General features: G+C 43.2%; 18 protein-coding genes. 4 read left to right on the top strand and 14 right to left on the bottom strand.

Features of this window, described 5'->3' with window-relative positions:
• Positions 1-12 precede the first annotated feature (12 nt).
• The 13 genes from AC1DOV_RS12995 to AC1DOV_RS12935 all read right to left on the bottom strand — a co-directional run bounded on the left by AC1DOV_RS12995 (position 13) and on the right by AC1DOV_RS12935 (position 13,424).
• On the bottom strand, positions 13-1,038 hold the full coding sequence (locus AC1DOV_RS12995; protein WP_477550137.1) for a zinc-dependent alcohol dehydrogenase: 1,026 nt from the start codon (positions 1,036-1,038) through the stop codon (positions 13-15).
• Positions 1,039-1,113: 75 nt separating this feature from the next.
• Positions 1,114-1,917: an ABC transporter permease gene (locus tag AC1DOV_RS12990; RefSeq protein ID WP_477550136.1), complete on the bottom strand. Its 804-nt coding sequence runs from the start codon at positions 1,915-1,917 to the stop codon at positions 1,114-1,116.
• Positions 1,918-1,929: 12 nt separating this feature from the next.
• Positions 1,930-2,739 (bottom strand): ABC transporter permease, encoded by an 810-nt coding sequence (locus tag AC1DOV_RS12985; protein ID WP_477550135.1) that lies wholly within the window; start codon positions 2,737-2,739, stop codon positions 1,930-1,932.
• Complete coding sequence (locus tag AC1DOV_RS12980; RefSeq protein WP_477550134.1) at positions 2,736-3,719, bottom strand: ABC transporter ATP-binding protein; 984 nt, start codon at positions 3,717-3,719, stop codon at positions 2,736-2,738. The genes AC1DOV_RS12985 and AC1DOV_RS12980 overlap by 4 nt, the downstream gene beginning before the upstream one ends.
• A 16-nt stretch (positions 3,720-3,735) precedes the next feature.
• Positions 3,736-4,911, bottom strand: coding sequence for a radical SAM protein (locus tag AC1DOV_RS12975; protein WP_477550133.1), 1,176 nt, complete (start codon positions 4,909-4,911; stop codon positions 3,736-3,738).
• Positions 4,883-5,989, bottom strand: a complete 1,107-nt coding sequence (locus AC1DOV_RS12970; RefSeq protein ID WP_477550132.1) for a hypothetical protein — start codon at positions 5,987-5,989, stop codon at positions 4,883-4,885. Before AC1DOV_RS12970 ends, AC1DOV_RS12975 begins: the two co-directional genes overlap by 29 nt.
• A gap of 22 nt (positions 5,990-6,011) precedes the next feature.
• Complete coding sequence (locus AC1DOV_RS12965) at positions 6,012-7,487, bottom strand: hypothetical protein (protein WP_477550131.1); 1,476 nt, start codon at positions 7,485-7,487, stop codon at positions 6,012-6,014.
• Complete coding sequence (locus AC1DOV_RS12960) at positions 7,474-7,749, bottom strand: acyl carrier protein (RefSeq protein WP_477550130.1); 276 nt, start codon at positions 7,747-7,749, stop codon at positions 7,474-7,476. Before AC1DOV_RS12960 ends, AC1DOV_RS12965 begins: the two co-directional genes overlap by 14 nt.
• Before the next feature lie 442 nt (positions 7,750-8,191).
• Positions 8,192-9,544 carry a lytic polysaccharide monooxygenase gene (locus AC1DOV_RS12955; RefSeq protein ID WP_441880600.1) on the bottom strand — a complete coding sequence of 451 codons (1,353 nt, stop codon included), beginning with the start codon at positions 9,542-9,544 and terminating at the stop codon, positions 8,192-8,194.
• 543 nt (positions 9,545-10,087) lie between these two features.
• Entirely contained in the window at positions 10,088-10,891 is an 804-nt protein-coding gene (locus tag AC1DOV_RS12950; RefSeq protein WP_477550129.1) for a carbonic anhydrase, read from the bottom strand.
• A 116-nt stretch (positions 10,892-11,007) separates the two neighbouring features.
• The gene (locus AC1DOV_RS12945; RefSeq protein WP_477550128.1) at positions 11,008-11,529 is read right to left on the bottom strand and encodes a GNAT family N-acetyltransferase; all 522 of its coding nucleotides are present in this window, start codon (positions 11,527-11,529) and stop codon (positions 11,008-11,010) included.
• Positions 11,530-11,590: 61 nt separating this feature from the next.
• On the bottom strand, positions 11,591-12,913 hold the full coding sequence (locus AC1DOV_RS12940) for a hypothetical protein (RefSeq protein ID WP_477550127.1): 1,323 nt from the start codon (positions 12,911-12,913) through the stop codon (positions 11,591-11,593).
• Positions 12,906-13,424 (bottom strand): RNA polymerase sigma factor, encoded by a 519-nt coding sequence (locus tag AC1DOV_RS12935; RefSeq protein ID WP_477550228.1) that lies wholly within the window; start codon positions 13,422-13,424, stop codon positions 12,906-12,908. Before AC1DOV_RS12935 ends, AC1DOV_RS12940 begins: the two co-directional genes overlap by 8 nt.
• Before the next feature lie 305 nt (positions 13,425-13,729).
• Between AC1DOV_RS12935 and AC1DOV_RS12930 the strand changes: the two genes are divergently transcribed.
• The 4 genes from AC1DOV_RS12930 to AC1DOV_RS12915 are packed head-to-tail and all read left to right on the top strand — an operon-like array spanning position 13,730 to position 17,836.
• A complete protein-coding gene (locus AC1DOV_RS12930; protein ID WP_441880325.1) occupies positions 13,730-15,232 on the top strand; it encodes a spore germination protein in 1,503 nt (500 codons plus the stop codon).
• Entirely contained in the window at positions 15,229-16,449 is a 1,221-nt protein-coding gene (locus tag AC1DOV_RS12925) for a Ger(x)C family spore germination protein (RefSeq protein ID WP_441880323.1), read from the top strand. Before AC1DOV_RS12930 ends, AC1DOV_RS12925 begins: the two co-directional genes overlap by 4 nt.
• A gap of 12 nt (positions 16,450-16,461) precedes the next feature.
• Positions 16,462-16,695: a hypothetical protein gene (locus AC1DOV_RS12920; RefSeq protein ID WP_477508942.1), complete on the top strand. Its 234-nt coding sequence runs from the start codon at positions 16,462-16,464 to the stop codon at positions 16,693-16,695.
• Positions 16,696-16,708: 13 nt separating this feature from the next.
• Positions 16,709-17,836 carry a GerAB/ArcD/ProY family transporter gene (locus AC1DOV_RS12915; RefSeq protein ID WP_441880319.1) on the top strand — a complete coding sequence of 376 codons (1,128 nt, stop codon included), beginning with the start codon at positions 16,709-16,711 and terminating at the stop codon, positions 17,834-17,836.
• 101 nt (positions 17,837-17,937) lie between these two features.
• Here AC1DOV_RS12915 and AC1DOV_RS12910 read toward each other — a convergent pair whose 3' ends face one another.
• A complete protein-coding gene (locus AC1DOV_RS12910) occupies positions 17,938-23,379 on the bottom strand; it encodes a glycosyl hydrolase family 8 (RefSeq protein WP_477550126.1) in 5,442 nt (1,813 codons plus the stop codon).
• Between the last annotated feature and the right edge of the window lie 611 nt (positions 23,380-23,990).

The raw sequence follows: 23,990 nt of genomic DNA, 5'->3' as shown, positions 1-23,990 counted from the left end.
CCTCCTCTGACGTTACAATTGCGTCCAATCGAATAAAACGCCTAACAAATCAGGCTTACTCCCGGAGAGCCGGGAATAAACCGATACAGCTTCGAGCGGGCTTGCTTCTTCCGTTATGAGACTTGCGACGTCCAATTTCCCACGACGGATAGAATCGAATATGAACATGTTCATATCCTCCTCCGTCCAGCCTTTAAAACCTTCCATCATTCGGCCGTGAATCCCTAGTATGCTGACCGAATTAAAAACGACTTTGGGCCCTATCGTCTGTTTTGAAGGCTCTGTCGAGTCACCTAACAGAATGACTTTGCCGAGGTCTCGTGTTAACTGCGTACAGTAGGGCAGTACCGCATAAGAACCCGTCACATCATATATCGTGTCCAGCATTTTGCCATCAGTAAGTTGTTCTACCGCTCCGAATGCTTCGGCTACCGTAAGATTCAGCAGATCGGTCGCACCGCTTCTAAGGGCTTGGTTCAGGCGGGTGCTTTCCGGAGCAATCGCAATAATCTGCCTTGCACCACTGGAATTCAGATACTGAATGACAAGCTGGCCGATAAGACCGAGTCCAACAACTCCCACTCTTTCACCAAAGGCGGGTTCTGCGCGCAGAATCCCTAGAAGAGCAACCTTCGCGATCTGTGTAAAAACCGCCTCTTCGTCACGGATTGAATCTGGTATAATTGCCGCTTCCTTATAGTCTGCGAGGAAATATTGCCGGTGACCAGCCGGGCAGATGACCCGATCGCCGGGCTTTATTCCCTCCACTCCAATGCCTGTCTCCAGCACTTGCGCCGCCATCGAGTAACCGGGATAGAATGGATACCGAACCCAAGATGACCAGACCGTTCCTTCATCGAAACGCCCCTTTAGACAAGCCAGCTCCGTTCCTGTACTTATTAGTGATTTTTTGGCTGCACATAAAATTTGTCCTCGTCCTGGCTTCGGCACCTGTTCCTCTATAAGCTCAATTCGATCTGGCTCCTGAAAAACGCAATTTATCGAGGTGCGGCCTTGCGTTGTCGCCATGTCCGGCATGCAATGACACTTCCTTTTCTAGGCATGGGATATAGATGCTGATATTTGTAATTTCCTTATGATCGCAAAACCATCTTAACTGCTCGCGCTGCTATATCCCTTTACAGCCTGATTCCAAAGCAGCCGTACAGCTGCGAAGAGCAGAAGGGAACCGATCAGCGCCATTCCTGCATATAACCAGCTGAGCTGTCCAAGCAGGAACATAGGTCCGAAATTAGTAATAAGAAACAGCGGAATAACGAAGGTCCCGATTCTGCGGACCCAAGCAGGATAAATAGCCATAGGGAAATTGTTGGCATCCCAGACGGAATGGGCGATATCCGACATAGCCCCCGTCTGGACGAACCAGAATGAAAGCAGCGCTGGGATAATCATTAGGCAGTACGTGATGACAACCGAGACCAGCAGCATTAAAGCAAATCCTGCAAGTTGAAGGAACGACAACGGAATATCCATCGCATGCCAGCCGATTCCGACCATAGTGAAACCGACCAAAATATCGGGAATTGGCAGCGCCAGATCGACGTATCGCAAAGATGCCATGAACTGCAGGGAAACGGGCTTCGTAATCATCAAATCAAGCGAGCCGTCTTTAATATACTCAGGAATTTTCATGAAATTTGTAAAAAACAACCCGACATAAATTCCCGTAACGACGGTATGCATGCCTATAAATAGAAGCAACCCTTCAGGAGGTATGCCTTCTACATGTAGATCAGTGCGGAACACGACGAGCACATACAAAAGTTTGGCAAGCAGATAGACAGATTCGACAAGTAGGCTCATCACAAAATTGCCCCGAAACTCCATCTGAGCAATGAGACAATTTTTGATAAACATACCGTACAGGCGCAAGTGTTTTCTCGCAATTTTAAACATATGGAACGTCTGCTACCCCCCGACCGCCGAATATTTCTTTATGGATACGCGCCACGTCAGACGGGAAATGAGCAAGAAGAGCAATATCCATCCAGCCTGAATAAACAGCCCCTGATACATAGCCATCGTCCCTGTTTTACCGCTCAGAACATTCACCGGAAAATAAATGGTATACGGAAAAGGAGTATATTGAAGCGCCTTTACAACCTTTTCCCCGAAAATTTCCAAAGGGAACATGCCACCGCTCAAAATATTGACTAGCAAACTTGTAATCACAAAAAAGTATGAGATTTCATGCAAATAAAACGCGCTGGCGCAAATGCAGTAGGCGATCAAAAAGTTGAGCAGAAGCGCACCCCACAGCGTCACAGCGAACAAGATTATACGTACGACCTGAATATCCAGTACTTCCCTAGCGGCTGAAATCCAGATCATACAAATAAGCAAAAGTGCAGTAATAACGTAATAAATCGCCTTTTGACCGATAAAAGACATCAGCCTGTACCCGAAGTAGCTGACTGGCTTAATCAAATATTTGTTAAGGCCGCCATTCTTAATATCGCCGGCAATCTCGTGCTCAAACTGGGTAGCAATCAGCTTGGACACCAGCCCTGCCAAGACCGTATACAAAATAATTTGACCATACGAATACGAGAACAACGCCGCCTTGCCGGAATGTTCGTACACCGCCGTCCAAATAAAATATTGAACGAGAATCGGAAAAGCAGCCCCAAGAAGACCAAGAAAGAAGTGAAATCGGTATTCCATCGAATGCTGGACGCCCACCCTAAAAACGGCCATGTACAATCTGCGTCTGTTCATCCTACGGCTTCCTTGCGATAGAGCATGGAAATGCTCTCCTCGATCGGTACGTCTTCTATCGTCCAGTCGATGATTGGAAACGAATCGAGCACGGCGCGCGACACTTCCTTCAAGCGATGCTTGGGCAGCTCTAAAACAACGTTGTATTCGTCTACGCTTACAATTTTCCCGAATTTGGCCAGCCGCTGCTCGGCAACAGGTTCGGAGAAGTGCAGCCTTATAATTTTCTGCTCGCCAAACAGATCGTTGATCTTGTGTAGATCCCCATCGTACAGAAGACTTCCTTCATTAATAATGATCGTCCGCTTGCAGAGGTCCTCCACATCCTTCATGTAGTGGCTTGTAAGCAAAATTGTCGCACCAAACTGCTCATTGTAGTATTTCAGAAACGCTCTAACCTTCTTCTGGGAGGGGAAATCAAGCCCGATCGTCGGTTCATCGAGATAAAGCAGCCTAGGGCGGTGGATAAGCGCGGCGATCAGCTCCATTTTCATCCTTTCGCCCAGCGACAGCCTGCGCACCTGCACGTTCAGAAGATCCTGCACATCTAGCATTTCCGATAGCTCAGCAAGACTCCGGTGGTAGAGATCATCCTCGACGTCATAAATGCATTTGTTCAAATAAATCGATTCGCTAGCTGGAAGATCCCACCAAAGCTGATTTTTCTGCCCCATCACAATGGAAAAAAGCCGTTTGAACTCATTCTTCCGCTCCCATGGCACATAGCCAAACACATCGGCTTCTCCGCCTGTCGGATAGAGAATGCCAGACAGCATTTTGAGCGTTGTTGTTTTACCCGCCCCGTTAGGTCCGAGAAATCCGACGCATTCACCGGGGCCTATGTCAAAAGAAAGAGATTTGACCGCTTCCTTCACCAGCGACTTGCGAGCAAATAAATTTTTCAGCGAATTTTTAAGCCCCGCAGCTTTCCGATAGTACACGAACGATTTGTGCAGCTCCCGCACACGGATATAGTCCATCCCCGTTCCTCCTAGCTTAAACTCCATTGTTGTACAGTAGCACACACTTGGAGCATATCGGCATTAAACCGCAGGCAACAATTTCGCGCTGTTTCCGAAGATCTTCACCGTGAAAAACATCGGCTACGCTTTCCTCATACAAATTGCCAACACTGAATTCCGGGAAAAATTTGCACGGATTCACTTTGCCGTCCGGCATCACATCCATCCGATTCGAGATCGAAAAGCACTTCGTACGATTCATAGCCGGTTTCTCGCTGCCCCGGATAAATCCTTCCACCTCTTCGGGCTCCAGCGCAGGCTGATAACGGACACGCACATTCCAAATTCGGGAATTCACGCGTTTAAGCTCTTCGAGCAAAATATCAAAATTGTCTGGCGAGATGTGAAACGTGAAGGAGTGCCAACTGTTCTTGTGATCGTCTGCAAAGCGGGAGGCAAGGTGCGGGAAATGAGCATCGAAGTAGGTGTCCATTCTATCCGCCGTATCAGAAGGGATATACCAGGGGAAGCAGAAATAGACAGAATCTACGCCCATCTCTTCAAAAAATTCCATAAAGCTGTAAAGCTTGCCGACCATCTGGTCGTTAACAGTCAAGGCTACAGAAACCTTGCCTTTATATATACCCTGCTTTTTCAGATCTAGCAGCAGCTGAATCGCATGGATTACTTTTTTAAACGTGCCTTTACCTCGGATCGCGTCATTTTCCTTCTCGAAGCCTTCAAGGCTGACCAGCATGACCAGATTTTCTGACATTTTCAGTATGGAATCCAGCTTCTGCTCAATGAGAATCGCATTCGTGCAAATCGTCGTGTAACGCTCTTCTTTGGATAGCAGCTCTGCCAGCTCATCGAATTTGGAGTAAAATAACGGTTCGCCGCCCCACAGGAAAACACGTGATTTGCGTGCTCTTGTTTCAGCCAAAATCTTCTCCACGACGGGAATATCGATTTCATCTTTCTTCACTTCTTTGGCAAAACCGTGATGGAAGCCATCCGGATTCCACTCAAAGCAGTGTGTGCAGCGTAGGTTGCAGCCATTATTAAGCTTAATTCCTATCTCATAAGGCACGGGTGCTGCATAAGTTGGATCATCTCTGCGCTTCCTTCCGGTTTCCGCCAGCGGAACCAGCGTTCTTTTCATATTACGAAACGTGATTTGATCAAACGTAACTGCTGTTTTCGGCTGCATAGGTGATCCTCCCGAAATGGTTAATTTTTGACCGCTGCTCTAATAATCGTGTGCAAGTCTCCTCGAGCAAATGCTCCGAAAAACGTTGGTTTTTCCACTCCGTAAAGCGGATTCCGAATCCACAAGATTCCCAATAGGTTGAATTATGAAGCTCATGGTCGCCGAACGGCTCCAACATGACAAAAGGGATTCCAAGCGACAACGAGTCGTTTAGAGTCGCTCCCCCTGGCTTACTGATGATCGCCCAGCAATTGCGCATCAGCTCGGTGTAAGCAGAGTAATCCTTGAGGGGATACTCCCTGAGAATTCCGTTTTCACGGATATACTGAATCATAGGCGGGAAAGAATGTCTCTCTTGTTTGTCTTTGCTCCACGGATCCCAGGAGACCTCCGTCCCAAAATATCGCGTGGTCCCGTCGTCCTCCTCCACCTCTAAAGGATCGTAAACAATGACATCCAGACGGTGTCCGAGCATTCGAAGTTCGGAGATCGTCTTGGCATAGGTGCCAATTCCCCAGCCACCGCCATGGATCAGAATGCGTCCGGCGCGCTGCCAGAAAGGCAAAGGCTCCGCTTCATCTGAAGCAATGTAACTACCCGGAGACATTTTTTGAAGCTCGTAAAACCAGATGTTCTTATAGACGGGGTACAACTGCTTATGTACCTTAAACGACGGGGTATCCCACGCATCCAGTCGGATCAGCCGGATGTCCAATTGCTTGTTAGAATCTGCCTTGTAACGCTCCAGTATAGGCAGCCAGAAACCCGTAAACACCGCAAAACGGGTGACATCGGCCTGTTTCCAAGCGTTCAGTAGTATTTGAACTTCTACCTCGTCCAAGGAATTATCAACGGGTTTGGCCAGCTTATGCCCCATAAGAGCAACGGCGAAATCCGCATGAAATGCTTTTTTGGTGGATCTGATCTTGCTTCGCACTTTTTCGTCATACAAGCTCTCCAGAACGTAAATATCCGTTTCGACTCCTATGCTTTGCAGGTACGTATGCAGATGCAGAGCCGGAATGTACGCGCCGAGCGAATTACCCGACGCCAGCAAAATAACTGAAGATGAATTCATGCTCAGCTCCCGCGTTCCAAATTTAGTTGTACACTTTAACGGATAAGTCGGCGAGCACCTGTCGCAAGCTGTTAATCAGTTCGCTGCGGTGTTCATCATCTCGGCCTACAACCGAGACATAAAGCCGTCCCTTCGGAATGCCTCGTTTGTATTGCGTTCCCTCCGCCATTCGGCGGCGAGACAGAATCTCGTTTATCATTACGGTATTGGATGATAGAGGAACAACCCCGTACCCTGAGGGGGTTGTCAACAGAAGTTCAGATGCACGCAATGCGTGCAGTAGAGTGCTAAACTCGAAGCCTTCCGGTAATCCGAGGGATAAAAACGTAAGCCAGCCGCTATGTCCGTACGTTTCCCAACATTTATCAAGATACGCGTTTATAAGACCCATGGACTTGCGGGCGTTAATCTCTACAATCGATACGACTTTTCCGTCCTCCAATATCATGGAGTCAAAGCAGACAAAGCCGTGGTAGCCGTCTCCCGCCAGCAGCCGGAGCGCCTTCTCCATCACGTTGAAATAGCCAGCGTTCTCCAACATGCTGATAAAAACTTGATCCGCTTTGATAGACCCGCTGTAGTTTTGCTGGTGATTAATCATCCGCTGAACTGAAATGAACTCCGCCTCGCCACTCTCCTTGATGAACCAGTGAGAGCTGAAGTCGGTCTTTTTCTTTAGCAGCGGCTCAAGCAGGAATTGAGAGCGCAAACCTCTTTCCTCCTGTTTATGCAAGTGATCCGTTATTCTTCGCTGCATGGATTCGCTGTCAATGAGCATATTGCCTTTGCCAGCTACGCCGAAGGGATCTTTCAATAAATAGTGCCCCTGCTTCAATAGAGCACTTCCGACTGTCTCTATTTCTACTGCGCTGTTCGCCTCCATGCCGTAACACTTCTCGCCTATTCTAACCAAGAGCCTGTTGGAGTACAGCTTTGAATTAACACGTACAACCGTCTCTAGATCTGGCAAGGAACCGCTAGGTTCGGCGGCGTATAGGTACGCTTCCGTATCCGATGTTATGGCGTACGGGGACACTATTTTGGCAGCACGGGAGAACCTCTCTTCACCCTGTGATTTCATCTGCTGCAAAACCACACCCTCAGGGAAACTGGAACCGGTCGTCTGAAGCACTTTGTTTGCCGGTTTGGTGAGCCTTGCTTGATCGGCCGCAAGCCTGAACATGCAAGATTTAAATAAGTCCGGTTCGGGCAAGGGATCCTTCTCATCATTCAAATCATAGTGATAACGAGTTCCAAACGAAAAACCTAGCCCATTTAGATACTCATGCAGTGCTGGGTTGATTTTGCAACGGCTGTAGAGGATATCATTAGGCCCGCAAAACGGAAAGAGCAGCTCATCCATGCACAGGACAATGGACTCACTATCCTTGTCCGGCATAGCAGGCAGCCGGGCCAAATCAGGATCTCTCCACCTCGTTTCGGGGTCGAAGGTACCCATAACCATTTTCGCAATCACGTCGGCTTTACGACTTTGCATCTTCGTACAATGGCTGGCCTTGCGGCTGGCAGCTTTTCACAAACTGAATAAAAGCTCCGATCGACTGGAGATGCTCATAATCGAATTCGTCATAGTCAATGGCCACATTCAACTGATCCTCGACTTGGAGCATAAACTGGATCATTTGCAAAGAATCAAGGCCAATATCATTGTTCAGATTCGTTTCAGGGGAGAGGGAATGGCGGAGTTCCGGCTGGTCTTCTTTGATCGAACACAAAATATCAGCAATTTTATCGAACATTACTACACTCCTTTAATAGTTTAATGTATGAGGAGCAACCGAATCCTCACTATCACAAATTCTGGCCAAATAAAAACAAATTCTTGTTTATCCCTCCAATTCCTATAAATTACAATTATTATCATGCTCTAGCAAGAATCTGTCAACGGAAACAGAGTAGACCATTTACACTATTTTTCAATATAATTTCGTGAACACCCTTTGAATAGGTAGCAAGAATCATCTAATTTTGAACCTCGGCATTGGAATACGACAAATTCATACATCAATATTGATTGATTCTATTCAAAACTGACCACTTGTTTAGGACTTTTTAACCTAAAATTCAAAAAACTAATCTAATCATTATTTTGTTGCAACTAGTTTTAGTTTTTTGTACTATTTTCATCTAAAACAAAAAAGCCCCCCGGAGCTCCCATTCAACTCCGAGGGCTTAATTAGTTTATGGCTGCAGCTGCCACAACGCGGGAACGTTGCTAGGCTCCCAGCCTGCTAACGAAGTGTGCGGTTGGATACATTTATACGTCGCACCATTGTATGAGACTAGAGCATTCGCTGCATATGCCGTGTTAGCAGCCCATGGTGTAGCGCTTGGTCCTTGAGCAGTCGTAGCGGTAACTGCGTTGCTGTTGCCGGATTCGTTTTGAGATGGATCAATAGCACGAACCGTGAACGTATAGGAAGTATTTGGAGCAAGACCCGTAACGAGCTTCTCGGTAGCTGTGCCCGTTACTGTTGCAACGACATTTGAACCGACATAAATGCGGTAACCAGCGATGCCAGAAGCATCCGTTGAGGCGTTCCACATCAGCGTAAGTGAGTTTGAGCCAGCCGCTCCCATGACATGAAGCCCAGACGGGTTAGTTGGCGGAGTCGTGTCGTTCGGGATCTGAACCGTCGTTATTTGTACGCTATTGCTGGCTGGAGATCGATTACCGGAGGAATCAAATGCTTTGACGGTTAAGTTATAGGTGGTTCCGGCAATCAAATTCGTCAGGTTGACATTTAATTGATTTCCCGGAACGGTAGCTATTGGCGAGGTGTTAGAGCCGGAATAAATCTCATAACCTGAGACACCATTATTGTCCGTTGAAGCTCCCCATGATAGTGAAGCTGTTGTTGTACCGACTGTACCTGCTGTAAGGTTCGTTGGAGTAGTTGGGGCAACGTTGTCTGAAGCGCCAAACTGAACATCAATTACGTTATACCAAGCGTTTGGTGTATCATAAATATCCCATACGGCAAGGATGATTTGATAACCAGTTCTCTCTGGTACACTACAGGTATGGGACAACGTTGCAGGAGGCTGTTGACCGTTCCCCTGTACCGTACAGAACGGAGTCAGATCAAGCTGTGCACGTGAAAGCGGAGCATTCGGATTCCAATCTTGCTTGGTAATAAAATAGCGATAACTTGTCGTCGCATGACGCGCTGTGAACTTCCAAGTAAATGTATTGGTACCGCTGCTAATATTGACCTTATTCCAGCGAGTAGCTGTTTGTTGGTCAAGATTTGCGAAGGCAGCAAGTCCGGCACTCGCGATTTTACCATCTGCAGGTCCAGCTGCTGGAAAACCTTTTAATCCTTCGAGGCTTTGCGGCTCATAAATAATTGCTCCACAGTTCGTATTCAGTCCATTTTTACATTGTATCGCCCGACTTGCAGGATTATCGATATAACCATGAGCAGAAACAGGCTTAACGAAAGCAATCATACTGGTTAATAGGAGCAGCAGACCGAGACAAGCTACCAACACACGCTTTTTCAAACTCGAACTCCTATGAATCTGATTCATCATCACATTACCTCCTAGGTTTTTGGTCTGGTTTTAGAATCCATCCATTTCCTAACAGCATGCGGATATCAGTATCATTTCCCCCCTCTCATCATAGCTGCGACGTCTATAAAGATAGGTTCACTTTTAAGCAACCAACTCCTTTAAAATCCGAATTTATATAAACTCCTAAGAGCTTATACACGCATTAAAAAATGAGTAGTGAAAGCAAAATAGGTATGGTTTGGGTTCATGGGAAGGTGTGAGGTTGGTAAAAAGCCAAAACTTTCCGGATGTTTGTACCGAAGTGTGGTGGAGATGAATGGCCCTAAAATCGGATTGTAGCTGAGGAATGTTCTATGAATCAATCATAATGTAAACGTTATTATTTTGCACTGCTATTTTAGAACTAATATTTTTTACGCTCAAAATAGGTCTTGCACCCAACCCCAACGACCTAAGCTTATGACACAAGGATGCATTTATTACCATTTTTTGTGTTTAAAGACCTAAATTTGTTTTCATCATTGCAGCATATTAAGATACTTACATTGTTCTCCTATGTTAAATTGCTTTTACTTCTATTTCAGCAATGGTACGTTTATTTTGGGGTTGAACAGGACGATGATTATCAGGGAATATGGCTTGAAATGCTTTTATTTGAGCTTTCGACATTTCGATAGGCTTCTCTAGAACAGTCCACTTCACGCCCTCGGAACAAGGTGGAGTCGTCAGTGATCCTTGGTAACGATAAGCGTCCAGATCACTAGGAAGAAGCTTGCTGAGATCGATTTTGTTTTTCAAAACGAAATCAGCAGCAGTCTTTGTTTTTGGCAGCTTGGCCCAAATTTCAGTCAAGGCTGGGTTTCCTTTACCCTCCTTAATAAGTACGCCTAGCACAGCTAGATTTCCAGTCTTGCTCTTATGTACAAAGTGAAGCTCCAAGGGGAATGCTTTTCCGTCTATTAAATGCTCACTCGGTGTATGGAAATGGAATTGAGCCAATGTGTACTTAGTATCGCCTATTGTCAACTGATTGGCAGCTGAAGATGTATTGGCTTGAATGGTATGTCCGCTATTGCCAAAGGTAAAGGTGGTTGGTTTGTAATGGACGGTCACCTTCGTTTTGTTGCCGTTTTTATTAGCTTCGTTACTATGTATATCGATTGGTGATTGCTCCACTCCAGCACTGCAAGCAGCATATTCCGCATTAAGATGTGCCCAATGCTCTGATCCAGTGCTGCCATCATAGCTCCAATGCGGTGATTCGCTCTCGGATTTTGATGCTGGTGCTGCATAAGCGACAGTTGAAGCTAGCAGAACTAGCATAGCTGCGCTTGTGAGTAATTTAGTCAAACTTGTGCTCATAAATCAATTCATCTCCTTAATATTTTATGATCGAATGATACAAAAAGCGGTACGCTGCTTCGAACACCTCCTACGAGCAACTGCCGCAGCAGTTGCTCCACTCTCCCATTTATCATCTACTTTTCAAAAAATTCTTTAGCATATTCTACAACCCCATGGACATCTGAAAGTCCACCATCAATAAGCTCCAATGCCATAAAGTTATCGTCAGAAACCTCGAATGGTGCTTCGATACCATATTGACTGGCTTTTTTATAACCAAACTTCGGATAATACTTTTCATGACCCAAAACAATGGAACCTTTATAACCAAGCCGTGCAGCGATTTTGTGGCCTTCTATTATCAGCTGTTTCCCTATGCTCTTGCTTTGCATCTCTGGCAATACAGCAACAGGTGCAAGAGCAATCAGCGTCTGATTGCCTACTTTTATTTCTGTAAAAAGAATATGACCCACGATCTTTTCCTTGTATTCAGCTACAAGAGATAACTCCGGAATATAGTTCGCTGAAAGCCTAAGTCTGTTTACCAAGTTATGCTCATCATGATCTGAATAGTCAGCATTTTCAAATGCTTTTTGTACGACATGGTAAACTTCGTTAACGTCTTCATTGTTTTCTTGTCTAATTATAATATTCATTGGTTCAGCCCTCTTTTAGTAGATTATGCCCGCTCCACATCGTATTACCTTACACCAATCGTTAAAAATCAATTTCCACACCATCGATAGTGATGGCTTCAATCTTTGAAATATCTAAAGGCAAAGCAGGTATGAATTTCGCTTTAACCTCCTCATTATCACTATAGCTAGTCATAGAATCAAATGTTTGAACTGTGCCGTCATTCATTTTAGCCGTTACTGCAATTTCACTAGAATTATTTAATTCACCAATACCGTATAAGGTTACTCCTAATGGTGAAACGGTCATACGATTGGACATCCACGTCCCAAAATCCTTGGAAAAGGCTACATTTTTCTCTTCACTAACCGACCGCATTTTAAATATAGTATTCCAGTCGCCTACTGTGTAATTGTTATTAGATACAAAATACCCCATTAGTTTTAGATCGTTTATGTTTAAATTATCGATGTCAAAGATATATTCGACATATTCGTTCCCGTAATTCGTATTTCCTAAATCATCAATTCCAAAATATACATTCGAAGTATGTATTTTATTTCCTGAAGGATCAATAAAATAAAAATATCCATGACTATCTATATCATCTCTGGTCCATTTCGTTTGGATGTGAAGTCGATTATCAATAAAACCTAAATTAGATATATGCATAAAATTTATTTCTGGAAGATAAAGTTTGCTTCCGTCTGGCTTTAAAACCTGTATTGTTCCTTGTTCCTCTAATTTTTCAAAAATCTTCCCACCACCACCAGGACTATTATTTAAATCTAATGATATCGTTTGAGTATTGTGTTTTGCTTCCATAAGATTAGCATTAACCTTCACTTCTTCAAATATTTGTTTATGACTTAGGAAAGAGTTGATTCGAAAACTTATTTTTTTATTATTAAGTCGCTCGCCACCGTTAGCTTGCATTCGTAATGTCGCAGTATTAGTGGTTTCATCGTAATCTACCATTTGAATATTAAACATATGACCTTCAGACAATGAGTAATCATCATAAAGATCAAGAGTTTCATCTATTCTATTGCCTGTAAGATCTTGCATAGTCACATATATAACTGCCATTTCATCATCATTCATCGCAGCGACTACTTCCATTTTAATACCATCATCTTCACTACTCATTTCGATAGGTTGGAGCATTAACGCAATTTGTGGACTAACCCTAGATAATAAATTATTAAAACTTGGCATAGTGGCTGCTCCTACTCCAATCGAAAAAACTAGAGATAAAGAAGCCACTACGGGAAAGACTAACCGCTTTTTAAATTTCCTTTTTAGTTGTTCAGATTTCGCCATTTTCACCCCAAGTTTCGCTCTCTCATGTAATTCTTTTGGAACCTCGATTCTATCTAATTCTAGCTTTATTATATTACTCACAAATCCCAACCCCCTTAGCTTGTTTACGAAGCTTATTTAATGCACGATATAATATTGATTTTGACGTCCCTAATGGAATATTTAACATCTCGGCTATTTCTTTAAATGAATAGTCTTCGTAAAATTTTAAAATGACAATACTCTTTTCATCTTCATTTAACTCACCCAATAATTGATCAAGCGATAATGATAGAGGGATAATTTCAACATAAGGATCAATTAACTCCTCATGCTCTGGTCTTATTTGAACCACCTTGTTGTTTTTTCTTAAACAATCAATTGCACAACTAATGGAAATTTTAATTAACCATGTTTTAAAATACTCTGGTTTTTTTAATGTATCTATCTTTTTAAACGAACGATATGCTACTTCTTGAACGATATCCAAAGCATCTTCTTTATTTTTGACATAAACATATGCCATTCGATATATATCTTGTTCATATTTTTGGAATAGCTTTAAAAAGGCTTTATCGTCACCCTTTTGAGCTTTTTCTACTAATCTAATAATCGAAACCCACCCTCTTTTTTCTTCTTATACCTATTAGACAAAGTTGTTCAGCTTTTGGCTTAAATTTTATAAAAAAATATCCCTTCTCTAGTAAGCAAGGGTAGGAATGTAAACAGCTAATTTCCTAGTTTTATGGTTAATCGTGTGGGCGAGCTTTAGCCTATCCATAAGTATGAGGAATGGAGTTAGAATCTTCTCTTCTTCACTTAATAATCCTGTTGCCACAACAAATATGTATCTATATGGAAAATGAGGATATCCTAACTAAACCATACCATATTAACCATCAGATCAGAGGTACTCAGATGATTAATCCAACAGACAACATTGATGACCAGCCGTTGCAAACAGATTTAAACACTAATTTAAAAATGCTGCAGGATAATCTCGGTCATAGCCCTGACCTGGTTTCACGCCATTTCCAAGTGAATTTAGCAAATAATATGCCTATCCATGGAGCTATTGTATATATTGATGGGTTATCAAGCTCAAGCTCTATGCTTCAATCCGTCTATATGGGAAACCATGAGAGCAATCAGTATTCTACCCCTACAGAATTGATGGACTACTATAGAGATCGTGTCATTCCTGAAGGTGCCGTATTTAATCTGACTTTATTTAATGAAGTATTTGAAATGCTGCTTGCTGGAAACAGCATCCTTCTTCTAGATAATTGTGCGCAAGCTCTTTCTGTTGACACAAAAGATTTGAAAGCACGCGCGGTGGAAGAACCTAATGTTCAATCTGTGGTGCGCGGTCCCCGTGAAGGTTTTACTGAAGTGTTGAGTTGGAACACCGCTATGATTCGCAGAAAAATCAACAGTCGGCACCTATGGTTTGAGACCTATAAAATAGGAAGTGTCACTCAGACTGACGTTTCGATCATTTTTATCGAAAATCTTGTTTCGGATAGTGTGCTTGAAATGGTTAGAGAACGATTGCAGAAAATCGATATCGACGGCATTCTTGAAAGCAACTATATAGAAGAACATATTCAAGATAAGAAATATTCACCTTTTCCAACCATATTTAATTCGGAGAGACCTGATGTGGTTGCTGCTGGTTTGCTGGAGGGAAGAGTCGCGATTATGGTGGATGGAACTCCATTTGCACTGCTCGTTCCTGCACTGTTTACGCAGTTTTTTCAATCAAGCGAGGATTATTACGAACGGACGGATTTCAGCACACTGATTCGTTTGCTCCGCTTTTTGTGTTTTCTTATAGCTACCATTACACCCTCTTTCTATATTGCGATTACAACGTTTCACCAAGAGCTGCTTCCAACGACATTGCTCTATAACCTAGCCAGCCAGCGAGAAGGCGTTCCTTTCCCAGCCTTTATAGAAGCGCTGGTCATGGAGATTACCTTTGAGATTCTCCGTGAGGCCAGTGTACGAATGCCAAAAACGATTGGACAATCGATCTCCATCGTAGGAACACTGGTTGTCGGACAAGCCGCTGTAGAAGCTGGCCTCGTCAGCGCTGCCATGGTGATTGTGGTTTCCATAACGGCCATTTCGAATTTCGTACTCCCTGCTTTTAATCTAGGCATTGCGGCTCGGATTATCCGGTTTTTGCTGATGATCATGGCAGCATCCTTTGGATTGTACGGCGTATTTATCTGTATCATTGGGATCATTTTTCATCTATGCAGCCTCACGTCATTTGGCGTTCCTTATATGGCGCCGCTAGCTCCCTTCAACCGAACAGATCAGAAAGATACTCTTTTTCGTATGCCATTGCGCTCCATGATTACACGCCCCAAAAGCCTTAAACCAAAAAATCTAATGAGGCAGAAAAAATCATGATACGTTCTACTTCATTTTTCAGGCTGGCGCTCGTCGTCATCGTTCTTCTAATCTCCGCCATTCTCATGACTGCTTGCTGGAGCAGACATGAGTTAAACGAGCTTAGCATCGTGGTAGGGCTTGCTATCGATAAGAAAGGCGATAAATACAATGTAACCGTACAGATTGTTAATCCAGGCCAGGTAAGCAATAAACAAGCAGGATCAAACCACTACAGTCCAGTAGTCGCCTATGAAGCAATAGGCGTTTCAATACCGGATGCCCTCAGCAGAATGACAGTTAAAGCAGCACGACAGCTCTATTACCCACACCTGCGGATATTGATTATAGGTGAGGAAGTGGCACGCAGCGGAATCAGCAAGCCGCTTGATTTTATCGCAAGAAACCGTGAGATGAGAACAGATTTTTATCTCATTGTAGCTAAAAAAACAACAGCTAGTGAAATTTTAAACATGTACAGCCCTATAGATCCGATTCCTGCGAATAACTTGTACACCAAGCTGGAGACCTCTGACCGAATATGGGCTGCAACCGGAAAAATCACATTGGACAAGCTGATTCAAGATTTATCCCAGCAAGGAAAAGGTGCGACTTTAACCGCTATCGAAATCGAAGGCAATCCTTCAAAAGGCGATAAAATAACTGATGCTGTAAATGTTGAACCAAAGGTCATCCTCAAATACACCGGTATGGCCGCTTTCAAACGGGATCGTATGGTAGGCTGGCTGAATGAAAACGACACAAAGGCGCTCAATTATATTCAAAATAATATTGTCAAAACAACTGGCACGATTGCATGTCCGGAAAGCAAAGGGAACGTAAGTCTTCAAGTCGTCCACTCTCATACGGATATACGCGTAAATACGAAAAATGAAACTCCTGCATTCGAAGTCATTTTAAAAACGGAGCAGGATATAACAGACATTAGCTGCGAGCTTGATATCACTCAGCCGGAAACGTTAGCCAAATTAAACAAGCTGGCCGATAAGACACTGGAAGATATACTGAGCCGCACGATTCACAAATTTCAAAAGCAAGTTAAAGCAGATATATTTGGATTTGGTTCAGCACTTCATCGTTCCAACCCGAAAATGTGGCATGGCATTAACGATTGGGATAAAATATTCGAAAATGTGAATATCACCGTTCAATCTCAGTGCACTATTCGGCGAATTGGGACTACGGTACAGTCTATTAGAAGCACAATTAAAAAATAGGTGGCGGCAGCTATGTGGTTATGGATAGGTGTAATCGGTGCATGGACGTGGGTTTCCATTGTTGAAATCCCACCCCTATTCGGCAAGCGCAGGATGAAAGAGCTTCTACTGGTTGTATTCATTATGATAACAGCAACCTCTGGCAGTCTGGCTTTCATGTATATGAACATACCGCCTAACCCTCTGGAATGGATAGAAAAAATAATATCTCCTTACGCTCGTGCAATCTACTCCTTGATGTCCTGAAAGGAAAAGACCGATGATGAAGCCAGATACTTTAAGTGTTCGCAGTTTCACGATATTAGTCATTTTTTTCATGATTGGTACCTCCATCCTCATTACGCCTGCAGGACTTACTTTGGTAGCGAAACAGGATGCTTGGATCGCAGCCATAGTAGGAATCGGTCTCAACTCTCTAAGCGTCCTCATTTATGTCAGTCTCGGTAACCGTTATGGGGACAAAACACTTATCGAGATGTGCCATCTTGCTTTTGGAAAGTGGATCGGCAATGTATTCGGTCTTTGCTTTATCGCTTTTTTCTATTTGCTCACCTCTCTAATGATTGGGGATCTCGGTTTTTTTCTAACCACACAAACCTTGCCGGAAACTCCGATTGAAATATTATTAATTATTTTTGTCATTATCGTTATATTTGCCGTACGAGCAGGCATGGTCGTTTATTCCCGTGCGGTACAAATATTTTTTCCGATCCTATTTTTTATGCTCTGCTTTCTAATCATACCTATCTTCCCTCAAATAGAATTTCTAGACTTTGAACCCATACTGGAGTATGGCTTTAAGCCCATTGTAAAAGCAGGCTTCTCCTTTTCCGGTTTTCAGGAAATGATTGTGCTGCTCATGATTTATCCTTACGTAGCGAAATCAGCAAAAAGAGGACGAGGCTTTGTATGGGGAACTGTAATCGGTGGAATTGTACTGATCATCATTACTGTGGGATGTATAGGCGTAATGGGAGCTGCCGTCACCGCTAATCAATTATTTCCGGCCTACGTACTGGCGAAAAATATTAACATCGGCCATTTTCTTGAACGTATTGAAGGGATTATGATGTTCATTTGGATTTTATCTATCGTGATGAAGATTGTGCTGACGTTTGATGCATCGTTGATTGGGCTCTGCCAGCTATTCAAATTGAAGGATCCGAAACCATATGTCATACCCATGGGATTTGGCTTGATCGCTCTAGCGCTGTTATGTTACACAAATACGATTTCCGTCAATGATTTCCTCACCAAAAACTGGACACCCTTTGCTACGATTTTCACGATATTTATACCCTTGTTCATTCTAGGTATATTACTGATTCGTGCACCGGGCGAGAGTAAAAGTAAGCAGGAAAATACAACTGAGAATGAGCAAGTATAGCTGTGATGGGGAGAAGACAAATCGGAGGTTTGTTTAATAAAACGGAGCCGCCTCAAAAGGCGGCTCCGTTGCAAAGCATAAATGACGGTAAAGCTCAGACATTATTTCCCTATAACTTCTTTCAATTTCAGCAGCACAGTAACCGCTTCAGCACGGGTAGCAACGCCAGTTGGCTCAAATTTATTACCGCTGCGTCCTTGTACAATTCCTTGCTTCTTCGCCGTTTCTGCAGCCTTCTTAGCCCATGCAGGTATAGCACTGTCATCAGCAAAGCCTGTTTTACCGCTTGCATCTGCATCAAGGCCAGTAACTTTTGCAATCATAGCAACCATCTCGGCTCTTGATATGCTTGCATTTGGACGGAAGCTGCCATCCTCATAACCTGTAAGAATACCAGCCTCAACAGCCTGAGCTACTGCCTTAACCGCCCACGCGCCAATAGCAGACTTATCTTTAAATTGCAGCTCGCTTCCGCTTGTTTGCGGCTTCAGCATTTGCATCATCATCACTGCAAACTCCGCACGTGTTACCGAAATATTCGGCTTAAATGTGCCGTCTGAATAACCATTTACAAAGCCTTCTGCCACTGCCTTTTGGATATTCAGCTGTGCCCAGTGACCATCAATATCCTTGAAGTTCAGTTGATTTTTATTTATTGCCATGACAGCAAATTTCGTAAAGTGATCCACTTCAACTTCAATTTTATTACCGTTTATCTTGCCTCCAATAGATACCCATTTTTTGCTCGTCTCATCGAAGTAGAATACAGCTGCCGTTTGATTCTCTTTAAGCAGCGATGAATTAAATTCAAAGACGAGTGTTACATTTTTGCTGAATTTACCCGAACTATTTTTCAACACTTCAAAGACTGAGCTTAGAGGAATATCGTCTTTCGAGAAAAGCTTAGCCGTATCCAGCAGTTCTTCAATGGTCAGAATAATTTCCTGAGCTGTTGCTCCAGCTGGGATCGTGACTTTAATTTTCTCACCTAAACTCACCTTTGCTGAGTAACCAGCCGGTATTGTTGCTTTTCCATTCGTAGATACAATCTCTGTTATACCAGTGCCGCCGCCTGAATTACCGCCGGTTGGCGCTTTAGGTGTCGTAATATTTCTCGCATTGCTTGCCTTGGAGAAATTATTCGCATGATCGAATGCGATGACATAATACTGGTAAGCTGTTTCCGAGCTTAACCCTGTATCACTATAAGATGTACTTGTTGTTGTTGCCAGCTCAATACCATTGCGGAAAACCTTGTAGCCTGCTACTCCCAAATTGTCAGTAGAAGCAGACCACGTCAAATTAATTTGAGTGCTGGAACCCGCTTCTGCTTTCAAATTCGATGGATCAGTAGGCGCATCCGTATCAACGATAGTTGGTGTCCACCAGTTGCCGGATACGACGATCATGCTGAGCAAACGGAGGTTATTGCCAAAATATAAATCATCTTCCGTTTTAACAGCCGTATTATGATCCCATAGCTTATTTAGCCATTCTTGATTGGATGAATCGATCATTGCACTAACCATTAGCGGAGCTGAGAAAGTGATATCTTGATAATCAGCTATCGCTTCCGAGCCATCCAATTTATAGCCCGCCAAAATATTTTGTGGATCGTTATCCGTCTTTTTACGAATCCACTCATTTAATGTACTTAACTGATCTTTTGCACGTTTTTCCCCTGTAATGAGATAGTCTGTGCCTATGCGCCATGGTGTGCGGGATGAGTTGTAGCTATAATCGCCGTCCGTATCTGATTCTAAGAAGGAAGGCGGTGCAGGTACAAAGCTTCCGCTGTCAGTATCCTTCACGACAAAGTCTGGGAGCAGACCAGCGTTCGGACTGAAATTTTTATAAAGGCTTTCCATCACGTTATAGGTTTTGTCGACTACCTGATTCCAACGGTCATCGCCGGAAACAACAGCAAAATCCTTCATATGCTGCAGCATGAAATCCGAAGGACGGGTAGCATTTTCATACTCGCCGCTAGTTGCCCAATCGGCAATTCTTAATACCCAATCCTTTTGGTTGACTTCACTATCCATAATGGCTTTTATTACTTTACGAGCCTGAGCCAAATAATCAATTTCCCCATCATTTCCCCATTGCTCACTCGCAAGAAGAAGTGCATAGGCAATATCCATATCTCCATCTGTAGCTGAATCCACACCGTTAATATCAATAATCGCTTTACCATTATCAGCTTGCTGCCAAGCCATGAGGTCTGGATTAATTTCGCTTGGATGTGCTCTGAAATAACGATACATGCCGTCAAAATACTTCTTCGCATCTTTATCATGGCCTGCCATTAGAGCGGTGATCAGCATTCCGTAGCCATGAGCTTCAGAAACGGTAATCTCATTCTCTTCAAACCAGTCTCCATCCGCATACCACACATAATATTGGCCTGAGGTATATGGATTCTCTTTCAAATATTTCGTTTTCCACTCGTCATATAATCTTGACACGGTATTATCCATATCAGCTTGCGTAATATGATTTGGCTTAATTGTGCCGTCCGCATAAGCGGTATGCTGAGGGAAAGCTTTAAGTGGACCTTCACCCGCAGCAGCCGGCTTCGTCTTCAAACTTATCGAATGGCTTGCAAGCGATTCTAGTCCCTCTTGATTAATTGCTTTCACTTCATACGTATAAGTGCTGTTTGCAGCTAAACCTGTATCGGAATAGGATAGCTTCGAGCTTGATGTTGCGCCAACTTTCACGCCATCACGGTACACATTATAACCTGCCACGATGATGTTTCCTGAAGATGCCGCCCAAGTCAATTCGTTCTGATACGGGGATACGGCTTTTCCAGTTAAGTTTGTTGGTGCTGAAGGCGGCTCATTCTCGGCACCATTTTCAATCGTTGTGACTTCCACCGGAGCGGAGTTGTCTCTCGTTCCAACGGCCTTAACGATAAAATCATATTTCTTATTAGGATTGATGTCTTTAATTTCTAAGCTGTAATCTGTTTGATTGCCAGTTGCTGAAATATATTCGCTCCAGTGTGCTGCTACTTTGTCGTTCTTCTCGTAAATTCTAAATCCTCTAACCGGCTCTGTTCCTGTGGAAGGCTTCTTCCAAGATAAAATCGCTTTATCCCCTTCCACCTTCACCTTGACGTTCTCTACCTTCTCCGGCTTCGTATCCGTTCTTCTGATTCCGTAGTCATCATAAGCTTTCAATCCCTTGCCAACTGTATTTTCAGCTTTTTCGTCTGCAACAGCTGCTGTGAATGCGGTAAAAGCAAGTACTTTATCCGAAATAGACACATCCGTAAACATTTTCTTGAATGGTTGAGTGTCAATCTCAGCAAAGTAATCATCATAAGGAATGGGGTTGCCGTTCTCATCCTTTACTTCTTGCGCATCCCCATTTTCATCAATATAATGCTGATTATTTTTTTCGTAAAATTTATTTCCGAACGCATTAGACATCAGGTAGACTGTCCCTTTAGGATCGATGGCATTGCCTTCTTCGTCGATTTTAAAATCTTTAATGATCTCATCATTTAACATTTGGAATGATCTCATATACATATGATCATGGGCTTCGAACACCATATCGATTCCCATTTCGTCAAATTCAGGAATGAGATACTTTTTGTAAAATTGAACCCGCTCATCTTCCCATTGCGCTGAATTGTCGCCAGCTCCGTAAGGCCCTTTATGGAAAGTGACGAACTTCCATTTCTTATCGCTTTTTGCTACTGTGTTTTGCATCCATTTTACTTGATCCCAGAACTCTTTATCCGCCCATTCTACATCTTTCCCATTCGCAGCAAGTCCGCCTTCATATTGGGAATTGAATACCATGAAGAGCGCGTCGCCATACTCGAAGGAATAAACAGAACCTTCATCCGTACCGGCTACCGTTTGCTTAGGCAAGTTGAAGTGATTATAGAAATTATTATTAGGCGTCGTTACATCACCGTCATAATCATTCACTTCATGACCGCCAAGTACAGGCACATAAGGAACATTCGTGAGAGAATCCTGTGCTAAACCCAGCATCCACTGCCATTGCTCCTCCAAATCTCCATTGTCGACCAAATCGCCTGCACTGATCAGAAATTTAGGATCGAGAGTATAATCGACTGCTTTCCTAAACGTATCTGCCCACGGTTCAAAATCAGACTTATTAGAAGCCTGCGAATCCGATCCTGCAATAAAGCGGAAAGGTTGGTTAGCTGCTGTATCCGTTGTAAATGAACCAATAATGCTCCAGCTGCCTTCTTCTCCATTGCCAACTCGGAATTTATAATCTGTACCTGGTTTCAGCTCTCTTGCGATTGCTTTATGACTAATGAATTTCGTGAATGTGTTGGAATCACGATCAGCTTCTGTCATAAAGGTTTGAATTTCCTCAGCCGTTCCTTTATAGCTGACTACTCCATCTGCCGGGAAGACATTCCCTGACATTTTCGAAGCCTCAACGACTTGAACGACAGAGTCTGTCATCGTATCGGTATACCATGCTAGAGCGATACTCGTCTTGGGATCACCGTTAAATGTCATATTGATCATTTTCGGCAAGAAAGGCGATTGTTGTATGCTAAAGCTCCATACCAAATCACGAATCTGAGTTACTTCGTCTGTACCTTTGATTAATGATTTCGGAACTGAGATCGTATACGTTTTGCCATAACTAAACTCAGGATGATTAATATTAAGCGTGTTTCCACCTACAACTTCCAGTGAAACACCGGCTAATGGTTTATTCTCATTGTCGACAATGCTTACAGCAGATGCGGTGTCTAAAGAAATAGCCTTATTAAACTTCACGGTCAACGGCGCATCCACCGATACATTTTCAGCCTTGTCCTTTGGAAGCTTAACCAGATCAATAGTCGGTACACGAATGGCCGAGTTATCTATACGCTCCCCTTGAACCAGAATGTTTCTGATTTTGCTGGAGCCTCCGCCTCCAATTCCATCACTATTGCCATTTGTGTTCTGTCCCGAGCTAACGACCCAGCGAAGATACAGAAGCTCCTGATCATTCGCTTCACTTGGAATCGCAACGTTCTTCAGTTTGCATTCATCGTTAGGCGGACAACTGTATACTCCTTTAGTCATTTTAACCGCACCGTTCGGCACATCCGTCCATGTTGCCCGATCCGTACTCATCTGCAGTTTAAAATCACGTGGTCCGGAGCCGGAAGAAGTTTGCTCCGATGACAAGGTTAAATTTTTATAGCCTTTAGTCGAGATCGTAGCAAGCCAATATTTTTGGCTAAAATCACCGCTCCAGCCTTGATAACTAAGATCCTTGTTGCTCCCGCTATAGTATTCAAACGTTCCACCGACATTTTGGAACAAGGAAGCCGCTCCGTAAGCACCGCCTGTTGCTATGGAGATGCCATTATCCCCTTCATTCGGAAATATCCATTCCGCAACCTTCTCTGCTCCGTTACTCACAGCAGCTGGTTCATCCGCGGCAGCAACAAAGTTGGAGAAAGTGGTTGTCAACATGATGAACGTTAATAATATACAAGTCATTACTTGAAATGATTTTTTCCGTTTGTTTCTACTATGCATATACTTAACCTCTTTTCTTTTCCATAATGAAAACGAATGATCAAAAAGTCCAATTCTTTGAATGCGCTGTCATAAATATTTGGTTTTCACAATCACTCTTGGCTCCACCCCCTCTTTCAGGTCGATTTTAAATTACCTAAAAGTTTAAACGCTTTAATCTTCAAAAAAGAGTTTATCCTGTAAGGAAAGCCCTGTCAATCACTTCCAAGGATTTTTCTACGAATTTCAGAGCTATTTACCTGTCCAATTCAAATTTTTCTCCTTATTTCGCACTTTTTCTCCCCGTTCCTATAAGAAAAACGAATTCATTAATTATTTTAAGTATAAGCGCTTAAATTATTTGTAAATTTGAATAGCGTTGACTTTTCAGATGCATAGACTTCCTAAAATGCTTAAAATATACATTAATTAGTATTCGAGTTTTCGAGAAAAGGTGCGTTTAGCTGTGATGAAAATAAGAAGAGTAAGAGGTTTATTTAGTTTTATGAAAGAGCGATCAAGCACAAGGATTCCCAGTACCCCATAAAATGACTATCGTCATATTAAGAAAATTACCTTTATCACTAAATAAGGCATGCCAAAACAATTAAGATAAAAGTATCAAATCGATG

It is taken from the genome of Paenibacillus sp. 01T47 (genome assembly GCF_056398245.1).
This window is presented reverse-complemented; position numbering and strand designations above follow the sequence as displayed.